The sequence below is a fragment of the Microbacterium sp. genome (assembly GCF_011620715.1).
In the GTDB taxonomy this organism is placed as follows: Bacteria; Actinomycetota; Actinomycetes; order Actinomycetales; family Microbacteriaceae; genus Microbacterium.
In genome coordinates, this window is sequence record NZ_WOYP01000013.1 from 17273 (window position 1) to 31306 (window position 14034).

Consider the following 14034-nt stretch of genomic DNA (forward strand, 5'->3'; position numbering starts at 1 on the left):
GGTGGACTCCTATTGAGCGGCTTCGAAGAGCGTGAGCACCTCGGCCTGGGGATCGGTGAGGGTCAGGGTGACCACGGGGCGTCCATGCTCGTCGGCGAGCACGCTCGCGTCACCCGCGGCCTGCGCGGCGATGAGCTCACCGAAAGTGAACGGACGGCCCGGGATCTCGAGGTCGACGTCGGTCTGCTCGAGGATCTGCAGGAAGACGCCGACGGCCGGGCCGCCCTTGTGGAACTGCCCGGTCGAGTGCAGAAACCGGGGTCCCCAACCGAAGGTGGTGGGACGACCCGAATCCGCAGCGACGAGTTCACGCAGGCCCTGCAGCTGCGACAGGCGCTGCCTGTCGACGTATGCCTGGATCGACACGTAGCCGTCCTCCGGAAGCTGGGCCCACAGGGCGTCCAGCACGCCGGCGACGGTCCCTGATGCCGCGAGCGCAGGATCCGAGACACGCACCTCCACGCCGTCCAGCGCGAACGCCGGGGTGGTCGGCGCGGGACGCGCGTCGAGCAGTCCGCGTGCGGCGATCTTGGCGGATTCGACGTCGGGCTGATCGAAGGGGTTGATGCCCAGCATCCGTCCGGCGATCGCGGTCGCATACTCCCACACGACGAGCTGCGCACCGAGGGAGCCGCTGACGAGGACCTCGCCCTCGTGGTGCTCGCGGAAGTGGAACGCGTTCGCCTCGTCGACGAACCGCACGATCTGCATGTCGGCCGGCGTGCTGTCGACCTCGGGCGAGACGGGCAGGAGCACCACGGGCAGGATGCCGGTGCCCTTCTTCCCGGTGGATTCGGCGACGAGCTGCTCGATCCAGTCGGGAAGTCCGATGAGGTGAGTCCCATCGGAGACCAGGCCGAGCTTGTCCCGCCGAGCGAGCGCAGAATCGGTTCCGGTGCCGCCGGCGATTGCGGCGGCAAGGACGAGGGCGGGGTTGTCGGTGCTGTCGATCGCGACCTCCAGGAGCGTCGCCTCGGCCTCTTCGAGCAGCTCCGCGATGTCGACTCCGGCGAGTCCGGTGGGTACGAGGCCGAACGCGGTGAGGGCCGAATAGCGGCCGCCGACGGTCGGATCCGCGTTGAAGACGCGATAGCCGTCCGCGCGTGCCGACTGGTCGAGCGGCGAGCCCGGGTCGGTGACAACGACGATCCGTTCGAGCGGATCGATGCCGAGGTCGCGGAACGCCGCTTCGAAGACGCGCTTGGCGGAATCGGTCTCGACCGTCGAACCGGACTTGGACGAGACGACCAGGACTGTCTGCTCCAGTCCGCCGGCCTCTGTGTCGCCGTCGATCGCGGCGAGCACCTGGCTGGGGGCAGTGGAGTCGAGGATCACGAGCGGCACGCCGGAGGTCTGCGCGATCACCTCGGGGGCGAGCGACGAACCGCCCATGCCGGCGAGCACGACCCTTGTGATGCCCTTGGCGACGAGCTCGGCGCGCAGCGCCTCGATCTCGGGTACGAGCGGCTCGGACACTGAGACCGCCTGCACCCAGCCGAGACGCTGGGATGCCTCGGCCTCGGCGTCGGGGCCCCACAGCGAGGAGTCACCCGCGGTGATGCCCGATGCGACGAGATCGGCGATCAGGCCGGGCAGGGTCTCGTGGACGAGGGCCTTGACGTGCCCGGTCAGGTGGATGTCGAACGTCATTGCTGTGCAGCCTTCAGGGCTGAAGCGACGGTCTCCTGCAGCTCGTGCCACGACGCGATGAACTTCTCGACGCCCTCGTCCTCGAGCACCTGGGTGACGTCGGTGATGTCCACTCCCAGGGCGGCGAGCCTGTCGAACACCTCATGCGCGCCCGCGTACGCGCCGGTGACGGTGTCGCCCGCGATCACACCGTGGTCGAAGGTCGCCTCGAGCGTCTTTTCGGGCATCGTGTTCACGGTTCCCGGCGCGACGAGCTCGGTCACGTACAGGGTGTCCGGCAGGGCCGGGTCCTTCACTCCGGTCGACGCCCACAGCGGCCGCTGCACGTGTGCGCCGGCATCCGTCAGCGCCTTCGCCCGGTCTGTGGCGAACTGCTTCTCGAACAGCTCATAAGCGAGGCGCGCGTTGGCGATGCCCGCGAGACCCTTCAGTGCGGCCGCGTCCTCGGTGCCGATCGCGGCGATGCGCCTGTCGACCTCGGTGTCGACGCGCGACACGAAGAACGACGCGACCGAGTGGATCTGCGACAGATCGCGCCCGGCGGAGCGGGCCTGCTCGATGCCGGCGAGATAGGCGTCGATGACCTCGGCGTAGCGCTCGAGGCTGAAGATCAGGGTGACGTTGACCGAGATGCCCGAGCCGATGACCTCGGTGATCGCGGGCAGCCCGGCCTTGGTGGCCGGGATCTTGATGAGCGTGCCCGGGCGGTCGACCGTTGCCCACAGCTCCTTGGCCTGCGCGATGGTCTCATCGGTGTCGTGGGCGAGGTCGGGGGAGACCTCGATCGATACGCGGCCGTCGAGGCCCTCGGTGGCGTCGTAGACGGGCCGCAAGACGTCAGCGGCGGCGCGCACGTCGTCGGTCGTGATCGCGAAGATCGCCTCGTCGGCGCTCGCAGCGTGACCGGCGAGCTCGTGGATCTGTCCTGCATAGGCGTCCGAGCCGGATCCGATCGCGCCGGCGAAGATCGTCGGGTTCGTGGTCACGCCGCTGACGTTGCGCGTGACGATCAGATCGGCCAGGTTGCCCGTGATGATCCGTGAGCGCGAGAGGTCGTCCAGCCAGATGCTGACCCCCTCGTCGACGAGGCGGGCGGTGGGGGTGCTCATGCGTTGCTCTCCTTCAGAGACTCGCGTGCCGCTCCGACGACGGCTTCGGCGGTGACGCCGAACTTCTCGAACAGGGTCTTGTAGTCGGCCGACGCGCCGAAGTGCTCGATCGAGACGCTGCGGCCCCGGTCGCCGACGATGTGTCGCCACGGCAGAGCGATGCCGGCCTCGACCGACACGCGCGCGGTGACCGCTTTCGGCAGCACGGACTCGCGGTAGGCGGCATCCTGCTCGTCGAACCACTCGAGCGACGGCGCGGAGACCACGCGGGCGTTCACGCCTTCGGCGGCGAGGGTCTCGCGCGCCGCGACGGCGAGCTGCACTTCGGAGCCGGTCGCGATCAGGATCACATCGGGGGCGCCGTTGGGCGCCTCGGCGAGCACGTACGCCCCTTTGACCGCGAGGTGGGCGGAAGCGAACGTCTCACCCGACGCCGCGCCGTCACCCCGATCGAACACCGGGATGTTCTGGCGGGTCAGGGCGATGCCGGCGGGGCCGGCGTGACGGCGGAGCATCTCGAGCCACACCACGGCGGTCTCGGCCGCGTCGCCGGGACGCACGACTGAGAAATTCGGGATGGCCCGCAGGGTTGCGATCTGCTCGATCGGCTGATGGGTGGGGCCGTCTTCGCCGAGGGCGACGGAGTCGTGCGTCCAGACGAAGATCGAGGGGATGTTCATGAGCGCCGCGAGACGTACCGCCGGGCGCATGTAGTCGCTGAAGATCAGGAACGTGCCACCGAACGGCCGGGTCGGACCGTGCAGGACGATGCCGTTGATGATCGCGCCCATTGCGTGCTCGCGGATGCCGAAATGCAGCACCCGGCCGTACGGGTCGCCGGACCACTCGTGGGTGGACCACTGCTCGGGGATGAAGGACTTCGCGCTCTTGATCGTCGTGAGGTTCGACTCGGCGAGGTCGGCTGATCCGCCCCACAGCTCGGGCAGCTCGGCGGCCAGCGCATTGATGACCGTGCCGGATGCCGCGCGGGTCGAGACGTCCTTGCCGGGCGCGAAGACCGGCAGCGCGTCGGCGATGTCCGCCGGCAGCTCGCGAGCCTGCACGCGGTCCCACAGCGCTTTGCGCTCGGGGTTCGCGGCTGCCCACGCGTCGAACTGCTCCTGCCAGGCGGCGTGAGCGGCAGCACCGCGCTCGCCGAGGCTGCGCGTGCGTGCGAGGACATCCTCATCGACGACGAAGCTCTGCTCGGGGTCGAATCCGAGCACCTTCTTCGTCGCGGCCAGCTCGTCGGAGCCGAGAGCGGAGCCGTGGATCTTGCCGGTGTTCTGCTTTCCCGGGGAGGGCCAGCCGATGATCGTCTTCAGGATGATCAGCGACGGCTTGGAGGTCTCGCCCTTGGCGGCCTCGATGGCGGCATACAACTCCGCGGCGTCCTCGACGTACTCGCCCGTCTTCTTCCAGTCCACCGTCTGCACCTGCCAGCCGTAGGCGTCATAGCGCATGGCGACGTCTTCGGTGAACGCGACGTTCGTGTCGTCCTCGATCGAGATCTGATTGGAGTCGTAGATCGCGATCAGGTTGCCCAGGGCCTGATGTCCTGCGAGGCTCGACGCCTCCGAGGTCACGCCCTCCTGAAGGTCGCCGTCGCTGGCCATCACGTAGACGAAGTGGTCGAACGGCGACTGGCCGGCCGGGGTCTCGGGGTCGAACAGGCCGCGCTCGTAGCGGGCGGCGTACGCGAATCCGACCGAGGAGGCGAGGCCCTGGCCGAGCGGGCCGGTGGTGATCTCGACGCCGTCGGTGTGAGCGTATTCGGGGTGGCCGGGGGTCTTGGAGCCCCACGTGCGCAAAGCCCGCAGATCGTCGAGCTCGAGTCCGAAGCCGCCGAGGTACAGCTGCACGTACTGGGTGAGCGACGAGTGACCGGCGGACAGGATGAACCGGTCGCGTCCGGGCCAGTGCACATCGCCCGGGTCGTGGTTCAGGACCCGCTGGTAGAGCAGGTACGCTGCCGGGGCAAGGCTCATCGCGGTACCCGGGTGACCGTTGCCGACCTTCTCGACCGCGTCAGCTGCCAGCACGCGAGCGGTATCCACTGCGTGCCGATCGATTTCATCCCAACGCAGTTCCGACACCGGGCCGCCTTTCTCAGAGGGAGTGCACCCGACTCAGCAGACCGCATCGTAGATCGGGGGGAGCAGCCGGCGCAGGGCGCGCGTGTTGTCCCAATCATACCGAAGCGGGATTTCCGCGATGACTACGAGATTTCCGCGATGACTATGCGAGACGTCCTGGGAAGGCAGTCTGCCAGGCGCATCCGACCGGCTCGTATCGGCGTCGTGTCGCGGCGGTGTCGGTGTGCTCACAGCGCGCCGTGCGCGATTGGGAGACCCCTCGCGACCGAAGGGGCGCCGTGCGGATGCCATAGACTCGGGAGGTAGTTTCAGGCGGTCGAGAAGGTTCAGACGGGGAGCGATGGATACCACGATGACAGCGGGCGCAGCATCCGCCCGCGCAACGCGACCGCACTCTCTGGGCCGAACGATCCGCGCATACGTCGCGCTCACCAAGCCGCGCGTGCTCGAGCTGCTGCTCGTGACGACCGTGCCGGTGATGATCCTTGCCCAGGGCGGCTTCCCGAACATCTGGCTCGTGCTGGCCACGGTGCTCGGCGGTTCGATGAGCGCCGGATCCGCCGCCGCGTTCAACATGTATCTCGATCGCGACATCGACGCGCACATGCAGCGCACCGAGAACCGCCCGCTCGTGACCGGGGAGGTTTCACCGCGCGGCGCGCTGACGTTCGCGTGGACGCTGGCTGCGGCATCCACCGTCTGGCTCTGGCTGACGACCAACTGGCTCGCCGCCGTCCTGTCGGCGGGTGCGATCTTCTTCTACGTCGTGATCTACACGATGATCCTCAAGCGCCGCACCGAGCAGAACATCGTGTGGGGCGGGATCGCCGGATGCTTCCCGGTGCTGATCGGGTGGTCGGCGGTGACCGGCTCCCTGGCGTGGACACCGATGATCCTGTTCGTCCTCGTGTTCCTCTGGACGCCGCCGCACTACTGGCCGCTGTCGATGAAGTACAAGGACCAGTACGACGAGGTCGACGTGCCGATGCTCGGTTCGACCCGCTCGGGCTCGCAGGTGGGTCTGCAGGTCATCCTCTACGCGTGGGCGACGGTCGCGTGCTCGTTGCTGCTCATCCCCGTTGCGAACATGGGTCTGGTCTACTCGGTCTCGGCGCTCGTGTTCGGCGGCTGGTTCATCTACGAGTCGCACCGTCTGTACACGCGCGCTGTACGCGGCACGGAGCCGCGGCCGATGCGTGTCTTCCACGCGTCGATCACGTACCTGACGCTCCTGTTCGTCGCGATCGCGATCGACCCGCTGCTGCCGTTCTGACGACGCCGGCGAACAGGGTTACCGCTGAGGAGCGGCCGCGGTGTCGACGACCGGCTGCTCGTGACCGGCGGCGGGACCCTCGTCATCGGCGGTCCACTCCATCGCCTCGATGATCTCGACGTCGGTCGCGGGCACTTCAGTCGAGGGCACGAACGAGCGCAGCCCGGCGAGCACGAGGGCCAGCGCCAGTCCGACGATGCCGGTCGCGATCAGGATGCCGCCGACGATCGCCCAGACCTGGCCGACGTAGACATCGACCGGGGTGGCGGTGCCTGCGGTCAGGGCCACCGACATCGTGCCGAGCGTGTTGACGGCCAGCCACGCACCGAAGGCGCTGGTGGCGACGGACCCGACGAGAAGGATCCAGAACGGGATGCTGCGGACAAGGCTCGGGCGAACGGTCATGGGTGTGCTCCTCGATGGGGGTTTGTCGGTTCAGGATGGCATCCGCCAGCATCGCTCGGTCTCCCGAGCAGCGCGTATGCGAATCCGATGAGTCGGCTATGCGTCGCGCTCAGGTGCGCGCCGACGTGGGCTCGACCGATCCAGCGTACGCGGAGGGTTCCTGGACAACGCCTGCAGGTGCCTTCAGGTGCATCACGACGGCGGTCATCGCGGCCACCAGCAGCACCGCGAGCACCATGTGGATGTTCACCAGCGCGATCGGCAGCCCCGCGCGTGCCTGCCACAGGCCGACGACGATCTGGGCGATCTCGACCGCGAGCAACAGGCCGGTCCACAGCCGCAGGCGCAGCGTCGGGGGAGTGCGCCGCGCGCCGACCACCAGCACGAGCGTGGCGGCGACCAGCGCATAGGCCGGCCAGGAGTGGACGTGCTGCATGAGCTCGGGATTCAGCCCATTGCGGGCTGCGCCGCCGTCGCCGGCGTGCGGGCCGGAGCCGGTCACCAGGATGCCGACGATCACCGTGACGAGCACCAGTGCGCTGGTCACGTGCGTCACGATCACGAACCATCGAGGCACAGCGAGAGTGCGAGGGCCCGGAGCCGCGTACACCCTCGCCACGAGCACCGCGGAAAGGGCCACGAGAGCGACGGAGGCGAAATAGTGCAGCCCCACGACGTAGGGGTTGAGGTTGGTCAGCACGGTGATTCCGCCGATGACCGCCTGCAGCGGCACGTACAGGCCGATCAGGAGCGCGAGCCAGAACAGGTCGCGACGCTCTCGGCGCATCCGCACCACGAACAGGAACATCAGGATCGCGACCACGACCAGGACGAAGGTCAGCGTGCGGTTGCCGAACTCGATGATCCCGTGGATGCCCATCTCGGGCGTCGGTACGAGGGAGTCCTCGGTGCACCGCGGCCAGGTGGGGCAGCCGAGTCCCGAGCCCGTGAGACGCACCAGCCCGCCGGTGCCGACGATTCCGATCTGAACGACCAGAGTCGCCCAGGCGGCGACGATGACCCGCCGGTCCACCTGCACGGGCAGCCATGCCCAGAATCTGCCGAACAGTCCTCTTGCCGAAGTGGTGGTGGGGTCCGCGGCCATCGGGCCATGCCTCCTGGGAATGCGCTCCGCGCAGAGCGCGAGCGGGGTCCGGCCATCCGTTCGGGCGGCGGAACCCTGTAGAATCAAAGGGTCGGATGCGGGCGCGTCGCGCTCTGCACCACTGACAGTGTAGGCGCGCAGGGCGGCGCCACTTGATTGGGCCCACCGAGCGGCATCCCTCTTCGGAACTCCACCGAAGGTACAGGAATGCCGGGGCGGATGACACCGTTGTGGCCCGGAGGAGAGTGTGACGATGTCGGATGTGCTGATCGACCGCCCGGAGCTTGCGAGCCTGGGACAGTACGAGTTCGGATGGCACGACGAGGACGCAGCCGGAGCCGCAGCACAGCGCGGGCTGAGCGAGTCCGTCGTGCGTGGCATCTCGACTCTCAAGAACGAACCGGAGTGGATGATGAAGCTTCGGCTGAAGGGCTTGCAGCTGTTCGAGCGAAAGCCGATGCCGACGTGGGGCGCAGATCTCAGCGCGATCGACTTCGACAACATCAAGTACTTCGTGCGCTCGACCGAGAAGCAGGCCGGGTCGTGGGAAGAGCTTCCCGAAGAGATCCGCAACACGTACGAGCGCCTGGGCATCCCCGAGGCCGAGCGCCAGCGCCTGGTTTCCGGCGTCGCCGCGCAGTATGAGTCCGAGGTCGTCTACCACCAGATCAACGAGCAGCTCGAGGCGCAGGGTGTGATCTTCATGGACACCGACACGGCGCTTCGCGAGCACCCCGAGTTCTTCGAGGAGTACTTCGGCACGGTCATCCCGGCCGGCGACAACAAGTTCGCCGCGCTCAACACGGCGGTGTGGTCTGGCGGCTCCTTCGTCTACGTGCCGCCGGGCGTGCACGTCGACATCCCGCTGCAGGCCTACTTCCGCATCAACACCGAGAACATGGGCCAGTTCGAGCGGACGCTGATCATCGCCGATGAGGGCTCCTACGTGCATTACATCGAGGGCTGCACCGCCCCGATCTACAAGAGCGACTCGCTGCACTCGGCCGTGGTCGAGATCATCGTGAAGAAGAACGCCCGCGTTCGGTACACGACGATCCAGAACTGGTCGAACAATGTCTACAATCTCGTCACCAAGCGCGCGATCGCGCACGAGGGCGCGACGATGGAGTGGATCGACGGCAACATCGGCTCGAAGGTCACGATGAAGTACCCGTCGATCTTCCTCGTCGGGGAGCACGCCAAGGGCGAGACTCTCTCGGTCGCTTTCGCCGGTCCGGGCCAGCACCAGGACGCCGGCGCGAAGATGATCCACATGGCGCCCTACACGCAGTCTTCGATCGTCTCCAAGTCGATCGCACGCGGCGGCGGTCGTGCGGGCTACCGCGGCGAGGTGCGCGTGGATGCCAATGCGCACCACTCCGCCAACACGGTCCGCTGCGACGCGCTGCTGGTGGACACGATCTCGAGATCCGACACCTACCCCTCGATCGACATCCGTGTCGACGACGTGCAGCTCGGTCACGAGGCGACCGTCTCGAAAGTGAGCGAAGAGCAGCTGTTCTACCTGATGAGCCGTGGGATGCCGGAGGACGAGGCGATGGCGATGATCGTGCGCGGCTTCATCGAGCCGATCGCGCGCGAGCTTCCCATGGAGTACGCGATGGAGCTGAACAAGCTCATCGAGATGGGCATGGAAGGATCGGTCGGCTAGATGACGGCGACCACACAGGCACCCGAGACGGTGCCTGCTGCGAACGTGCCAGGTTCCACCCCGCACACAGACGGCGCCTGGGCGCCGGTCCAGACCCGGTCCGAGCGGCTTCGCTCGTTCGACCCGACGGGCTTCGAGCGTCCCACGGGCCGCGAGGTCAATTGGAAGCACACTCCGGTCGACCGGCTCGCGCCGCTGTTCGAGGACGTCGACGGCGCTGCGGACGCCGTGGCGATCACGGTCAGCGCGCCCGAGTCGGTCATCGTGACGACCAATGCCGCGGGCGAAGCGCCGCGCGGTGACGTGTTCGTGCCCGAAGACCTCGCGGCGGCGATCGCGTGGAAGCGCTCCGTCGCCGCGACGGTCATCGGCATCCCGGCCGGCGTCGAGCTCGCCGATCCGATCGTCGTCGACGTGCAGGGCAATGGGGGAGTCGCGCACGCGCACTTCGTGCTCCAGGCCGCCCCCAACGCCCGGGGCATCGTCCTGCTCCGCCACGGGGGCGACGCGCTGCTCGCCGAGAACGTCGAGATCATCGTCGGCGACGGCGCGCACCTCACCGTGATCTCGGTGCAGCAGTGGAGCGATCACGCGGTGCACGCGGCATCCCATCAGGCTCGCGTCGAGCGCGACGCGACGCTCCGCCACTTCGTCGTGAGCTTCGGCGGCGGTGTCGTGCGCGTCAACCCGAGCGTCGAGCTCGCCGGCGCGGGCTCGCAGGGCCAGCTCTACGGCCTGTCGTACTCCGACGCCGGACAGCACCTCGAAAGCCAGGTCTACCTGTTCCACAAGGGACGCGACACCCGCGGCGACGTGCTCTACAAGGGGGCGCTCCAGGGTGCGGGTGCCCGCAGCGTGTGGGTCGGCGACGTGCTGATCGGCCCCGACGCGGTCGGCACCGACTCGTACGAGGCCAATCGCAACCTCGTCCTCACCGACGGGGCCCGGGCCGAGTCGATCCCGAATCTCGAGATCGAGACCGGCGACATCCGCGGTGCCGGTCACGCCAGCGCCACCGGACGCTTCGACGACGAGCAGCTGTTCTACCTGCAGTCGCGCGGCATCAGCGAAGACGAGGCGCGTCGCCTCGTGGTCGTGGGCTTCCTGAGCGACATCGTGCAGCGCATCGGCATCCCCGCCCTCGAAGCCGAGCTGCACGAAGCCATTCAGAACGAACTTCGAGAGATCGAAGGCGAAATCCCGGAAGGAGCGGCTTCGTGACCGCAACCCGTGTCTGCGCTCTGAGCGAGCTCGAGCAGGACTCCGCTTTGCGCGTCGAGGTGGACGGCGTCGCCATCTGCGTCGTCAAGGACTCCAACGACGACATCCACGCGATCGGCGATGTCTGCACGCACGGTGACGTCTCGCTCGCCGACGGCTTCGTCGACGGCGACACGATCGAGTGCTGGGCCCACGGCTCGGCGTTCTCGCTGCTGTCCGGCCGGCCCCTCAATCTTCCCGCGTACGAGCCCGTGCCTGTGTTCGCCGTACAGATCCAGGGTGACGATGTGTTCATCGACCCTTCGGTCAAAAAAGACCTGTCTTGAATTCAATGCCGTGAAGAAGGAAGCCTGAATGTCAGTCCTCGAAATCCGCGACCTCCATGTGACGGTCGAGACGGATGCCGGAACCATCCCCATCCTCAACGGAGTGACGCTCACGATCCGCAAGGGCGAGACGCACGCGATCATGGGGCCCAACGGCTCCGGCAAGTCCACGCTGGCCTACACGATCGCCGGTCACCCCAAATACACCGCGACGAGCGGCACGATCACCCTCGACGGAGAAGACGTGCTCGCCATGACGGTCGACGAGCGCGCCCGCGCCGGACTCTTCCTCGCGATGCAGTATCCGGTCGAGATCCCCGGTGTCACGGTCACGAACTTCCTGCGCACTGCGAAGACGGCGATCGACGGCGAGGCGCCAGCGATCCGCACATGGACCAAGGACGTCAAGCAGTCCATGAAGAACCTCCGCATGGATCCCAAGTTCGCTCAGCGCAACGTCAACGAGGGCTTCTCCGGCGGCGAGAAGAAGCGCCACGAGATCCTGCAGCTCGAGCTGCTGCGTCCGCAGATCGCGATTCTCGACGAGACCGACTCCGGTCTCGACGTCGACGCCCTCAAGATCGTGTCGGAGGGTGTCAACCGCGCCAAGGAGCAGACCGACCTCGGCGTGCTACTGATCACGCACTACACGCGCATCCTCCGCTACATCCACCCCGACTTCGTGCACGTCATGGTCGCCGGGCGGATCGTCGAAGAGGGCGGCCCGGAGCTTGCCGAACGCCTTGAGGACGAAGGCTACGACCGGTTCATTGAACCCGTGCTCGAGGCTGCCACCGAAGCCGAAGCGTAGGATTCTCCTATGACCGCGACGCTCGCACCCGAAAAGTACGACGAGGTCCAAGAAGCCCTCAAGGACGTCATGGACCCCGAACTGGGGGTCAATGTCGTGGATCTGGGCCTGATCTACGACCTCGGCTGGGACGACGAGAACGACGCACTGGTCATCCACATGACGCTCACGAGCGCCGGATGCCCGCTGACCGACGTTCTCGAAGAGCAGACCGCTCAGGCTCTCGATGAGGTCGTCGAACGGTTCCGGATCAACTGGGTCTGGATGCCGCCGTGGGGTCCCGAGCGGATCACGGACGACGGTCGCGACATGATGCGGGCTCTCGGCTTCGCGATGTGATCCCGCTGTCTGATGCGCGAGTCGGCGGCATCCGCCGAGTGGATAGGCTCGTCGAGTGAGCGTCATTCCTCTTCAGGCACTGCCCATCGAACTGCTCCGGCAGCGGTCCAGCACGAAGTGGCAGGCATACCCGCCCGAGGTGCTGCCGCTGTTCGTGGCAGAGACCGACTTCGCCCCCGCTCCCGCCGTCACCCGCGTGCTGACGCGCGCGGTGCAGCTGGGCGACACCGGATACACGCCGCCCGACCCGGGCATCGCGCGGGCCTACGCCGACTTCGCGCAGCGCCGGTTCGGCTGGACCGTCGACCCTGCTCACATCCGCACGACCTGCGACGTCATGATGGGCGTCGTCGAGATCCTCCGCCGGGTGGTCACGCCCGGTGACCGCGTGATCGTCACCCCGCCGGTGTACCCGCCCTTCTACGACTGCATCCCCGAAGCCGGGGCCGTCGTCGAACGCGTGCCGCTCGTGGACACCGGCACGGGGTGGGAGCTCGATCTGCTCGGAATAGAAGCTGCCCTCGCCGGCGGCGCACGTGCCGTGCTGCTGTGCAATCCGCACAACCCCACCGGTACCGCTCACTCGCGCGAGAGCCTCGCCGCACTGGCCGACCTCGCGGCGGCTTTCGGCGCCGCCGTCATCAGCGACGAAATCCACTCCCCGCTGGTCCACCACGGACACGCATTCACGCCCTTTCTGGATGCGTCTGCCGTCGCTGCTCGGATCGGATATGCGGTGACGAGCGCGAGCAAGGCGTTCAACCTCGCCGGACTGAAGTGCGCGCTGATGGTCACGGCCGACGAAGAGACCTCCGACGTGGTGCGCGGGCTGCCCGAAGAGGTGGAGTGGCGCACCGGCCTGTTCGGCGCGATCGCCGGGGTTGCCGCCTTCTCTCAGGAGAGTGACGTCTGGCTCGACGGTCTGCTCGCCGCACTCGACCACAACCGCATGCTGCTGTCCGCGCTGCTCGAAGAGCACGTCCCGCAAGCGCGCTACCGCATCCCCGACGCGGGCTTTCTCGCGTGGGTGGATCTGAGTGCTCTCGGCTGGGGCGACAACCCGGCGGTGAAGATCCGGCGCGACGCCGATGTCGCATTGCATCTCGGCCCGCAGTTCGGCGAGGAGGGGCGCGGATACGTGCGCATCAACTTCGGCTGCTCACCCGACGTGCTGCAGGAGGCTGTCGAGCGCATCGGCACGCTCGCCGCGGCGTGACCGGACTCGTCGCTCGGACGTGCGGCATCTGGTCGACGCGGTAAGTCCGGGTCGGACCGGTGCCCGGTCGAGACCCTCTCTGCAGTATGGGATTCAGGCCTTCTTGGAGGCGTCGACCTTGCGGACGAGTGCCCATGCTCCCGGGATGATCAGGGCGGCGATTCCGGCCTTCACCAGGCCGCCGATGATGAACGGGAACAGCCCGGCCTCGAGGACCTGCCAGAACGTGAGCTCCAGGCCGAGGGTCACGTTCAGCACGAAAGCGAGGTAAGGGATGCCGAACAGGAACGGCACGACGCTCGCGGCGGCGAAGCCGACGAAAGCCAGCGCGGGTCGGCGATCCCACGCGCGCTCGGCGAACCAGCCGGCGATGAACGCCGCGAAGATGAAGCCGATCACGAAGCCGAAGCTCGGCTTGGCGATAGCGGCCAGCGAGCCCGTCAGGCCGGCGAAGATCGGTAGGCCGGCCAGGCCGAGGACCATGTAGGTCGTCAGGGCCGCCGCTCCGCGCCACGCTCCGAGCGACGCGCCGACGATGATCACGCCGAGCGTCTGCCCCGTGATCGGCACCGGCCACAGCGGGATCTCCACCTGGGCGAGCAGGGCGACGACGGCAGCACCGGCCAGCACGAGTGCCGCATCCACGGCGAGGGCGCGGCCACGCGAAGACGGACGCGCGATGACGTCCGCGAGAACTCGGCGTCCGGACGGTGCGGCCGGGACGGCGGCGATCGAGGACATGGGTCTCCTTCTGCGGGCGGCCCGGGCGGGCCGAGATGAAACGAGGGCGTCGCGACTCATCCTAGAGCCG

Annotated in this window: 13 protein-coding genes; 7 read left to right on the forward strand and 6 right to left on the reverse strand. The window is 67.7% G+C overall.

Annotated features, from left to right (window positions below; genetic code table 11):
• Nucleotides 1–9: 9 nt before the first annotated feature.
• From QZV84_RS01645 to tkt, 3 genes are read right to left on the reverse strand one after another with little or no spacing between them, the layout of a single operon-like run.
• Nucleotides 10–1650 carry a glucose-6-phosphate isomerase gene (locus QZV84_RS01645; protein WP_292824353.1) on the reverse strand — a complete coding sequence of 547 codons (1641 nt, stop codon included), beginning with the start codon at nt 1648–1650 and terminating at the stop codon, nt 10–12.
• Nucleotides 1647–2759, reverse strand: coding sequence for a transaldolase (gene tal, locus QZV84_RS01650; RefSeq protein WP_292824356.1), 1113 nt, complete (start codon nt 2757–2759; stop codon nt 1647–1649). Before tal ends, QZV84_RS01645 begins: the two co-directional genes overlap by 4 nt.
• The gene (gene tkt, locus QZV84_RS01655; RefSeq protein ID WP_292824359.1) at nt 2756–4855 is read right to left on the reverse strand and encodes a transketolase; all 2100 of its coding nucleotides are present in this window, start codon (nt 4853–4855) and stop codon (nt 2756–2758) included. The genes tal and tkt overlap by 4 nt, the downstream gene beginning before the upstream one ends.
• Before the next feature lie 352 nt (nt 4856–5207).
• Between tkt and QZV84_RS01660 the strand changes: the two genes are divergently transcribed.
• Nucleotides 5208–6128, forward strand: a complete 921-nt coding sequence (locus QZV84_RS01660) for a heme o synthase (protein WP_292824362.1) — start codon at nt 5208–5210, stop codon at nt 6126–6128.
• An 18-nt stretch (nt 6129–6146) separates the two neighbouring features.
• Here QZV84_RS01660 and QZV84_RS01665 read toward each other — a convergent pair whose 3' ends face one another.
• Nucleotides 6147–6533: a dinucleotide-utilizing enzyme gene (locus QZV84_RS01665; RefSeq protein WP_292824365.1), complete on the reverse strand. Its 387-nt coding sequence runs from the start codon at nt 6531–6533 to the stop codon at nt 6147–6149.
• Between the two features lie 109 nt (nt 6534–6642).
• Nucleotides 6643–7638, reverse strand: a complete 996-nt coding sequence (locus QZV84_RS01670; protein ID WP_292824367.1) for a COX15/CtaA family protein — start codon at nt 7636–7638, stop codon at nt 6643–6645.
• A gap of 253 nt (nt 7639–7891) precedes the next feature.
• Between QZV84_RS01670 and sufB the strand changes: the two genes are divergently transcribed.
• From sufB to QZV84_RS01700, 6 genes are read left to right on the forward strand one after another with little or no spacing between them, the layout of a single operon-like run.
• Complete coding sequence (sufB, locus tag QZV84_RS01675; protein ID WP_292824369.1) at nt 7892–9310, forward strand: Fe-S cluster assembly protein SufB; 1419 nt, start codon at nt 7892–7894, stop codon at nt 9308–9310.
• Nucleotides 9311–10531 carry a Fe-S cluster assembly protein SufD gene (gene sufD, locus QZV84_RS01680; RefSeq protein WP_292824372.1) on the forward strand — a complete coding sequence of 407 codons (1221 nt, stop codon included), beginning with the start codon at nt 9311–9313 and terminating at the stop codon, nt 10529–10531. It begins immediately after the preceding gene.
• Nucleotides 10528–10857: a non-heme iron oxygenase ferredoxin subunit gene (locus QZV84_RS01685; RefSeq protein WP_292824375.1), complete on the forward strand. Its 330-nt coding sequence runs from the start codon at nt 10528–10530 to the stop codon at nt 10855–10857. The genes sufD and QZV84_RS01685 overlap by 4 nt, the downstream gene beginning before the upstream one ends.
• Before the next feature lie 28 nt (nt 10858–10885).
• Nucleotides 10886–11668: a Fe-S cluster assembly ATPase SufC gene (gene sufC, locus QZV84_RS01690; protein ID WP_292824378.1), complete on the forward strand. Its 783-nt coding sequence runs from the start codon at nt 10886–10888 to the stop codon at nt 11666–11668.
• 9 nt (nt 11669–11677) lie between these two features.
• A complete protein-coding gene (locus QZV84_RS01695) occupies nt 11678–12007 on the forward strand; it encodes a metal-sulfur cluster assembly factor (RefSeq protein ID WP_292824380.1) in 330 nt (109 codons plus the stop codon).
• A 55-nt stretch (nt 12008–12062) separates the two neighbouring features.
• Nucleotides 12063–13223 (forward strand): aminotransferase class I/II-fold pyridoxal phosphate-dependent enzyme, encoded by a 1161-nt coding sequence (locus QZV84_RS01700; RefSeq protein ID WP_292824383.1) that lies wholly within the window; start codon nt 12063–12065, stop codon nt 13221–13223.
• A gap of 93 nt (nt 13224–13316) precedes the next feature.
• On the opposite strand, the gene QZV84_RS01705 is transcribed toward QZV84_RS01700, so the two are convergent.
• The gene (locus QZV84_RS01705) at nt 13317–13964 is read right to left on the reverse strand and encodes a biotin transporter BioY (RefSeq protein WP_292824386.1); all 648 of its coding nucleotides are present in this window, start codon (nt 13962–13964) and stop codon (nt 13317–13319) included.
• Between the last annotated feature and the right edge of the window lie 70 nt (nt 13965–14034).

What these genes read in the sequence shown, in the direction of transcription:
- QZV84_RS01645 (WP_292824353.1), bottom strand. Translation starts at nt 1,650, where the DNA reads ATGACGTTCGACATCCACCTGACCGGGCACGTCAAGGCCCTCGTCCAC.
- tal (WP_292824356.1), bottom strand. Translation starts at nt 2,759, where the DNA reads ATGAGCACCCCCACCGCCCGCCTCGTCGACGAGGGGGTCAGCATCTGG.
- QZV84_RS01660 (WP_292824362.1), top strand. Translation starts at nt 5,208, where the DNA reads ATGACAGCGGGCGCAGCATCCGCCCGCGCAACGCGACCGCACTCTCTG.
- QZV84_RS01665 (WP_292824365.1), bottom strand. Translation starts at nt 6,533, where the DNA reads ATGACCGTTCGCCCGAGCCTTGTCCGCAGCATCCCGTTCTGGATCCTT.
- QZV84_RS01670 (WP_292824367.1), bottom strand. Translation starts at nt 7,638, where the DNA reads ATGGCCGCGGACCCCACCACCACTTCGGCAAGAGGACTGTTCGGCAGA.
- sufB (WP_292824369.1), top strand. Translation starts at nt 7,892, where the DNA reads ATGTCGGATGTGCTGATCGACCGCCCGGAGCTTGCGAGCCTGGGACAG.
- sufD (WP_292824372.1), top strand. Translation starts at nt 9,311, where the DNA reads ATGACGGCGACCACACAGGCACCCGAGACGGTGCCTGCTGCGAACGTG.
- sufC (WP_292824378.1), top strand. Translation starts at nt 10,886, where the DNA reads ATGTCAGTCCTCGAAATCCGCGACCTCCATGTGACGGTCGAGACGGAT.
- QZV84_RS01695 (WP_292824380.1), top strand. Translation starts at nt 11,678, where the DNA reads ATGACCGCGACGCTCGCACCCGAAAAGTACGACGAGGTCCAAGAAGCC.
- QZV84_RS01705 (WP_292824386.1), bottom strand. Translation starts at nt 13,964, where the DNA reads ATGTCCTCGATCGCCGCCGTCCCGGCCGCACCGTCCGGACGCCGAGTT.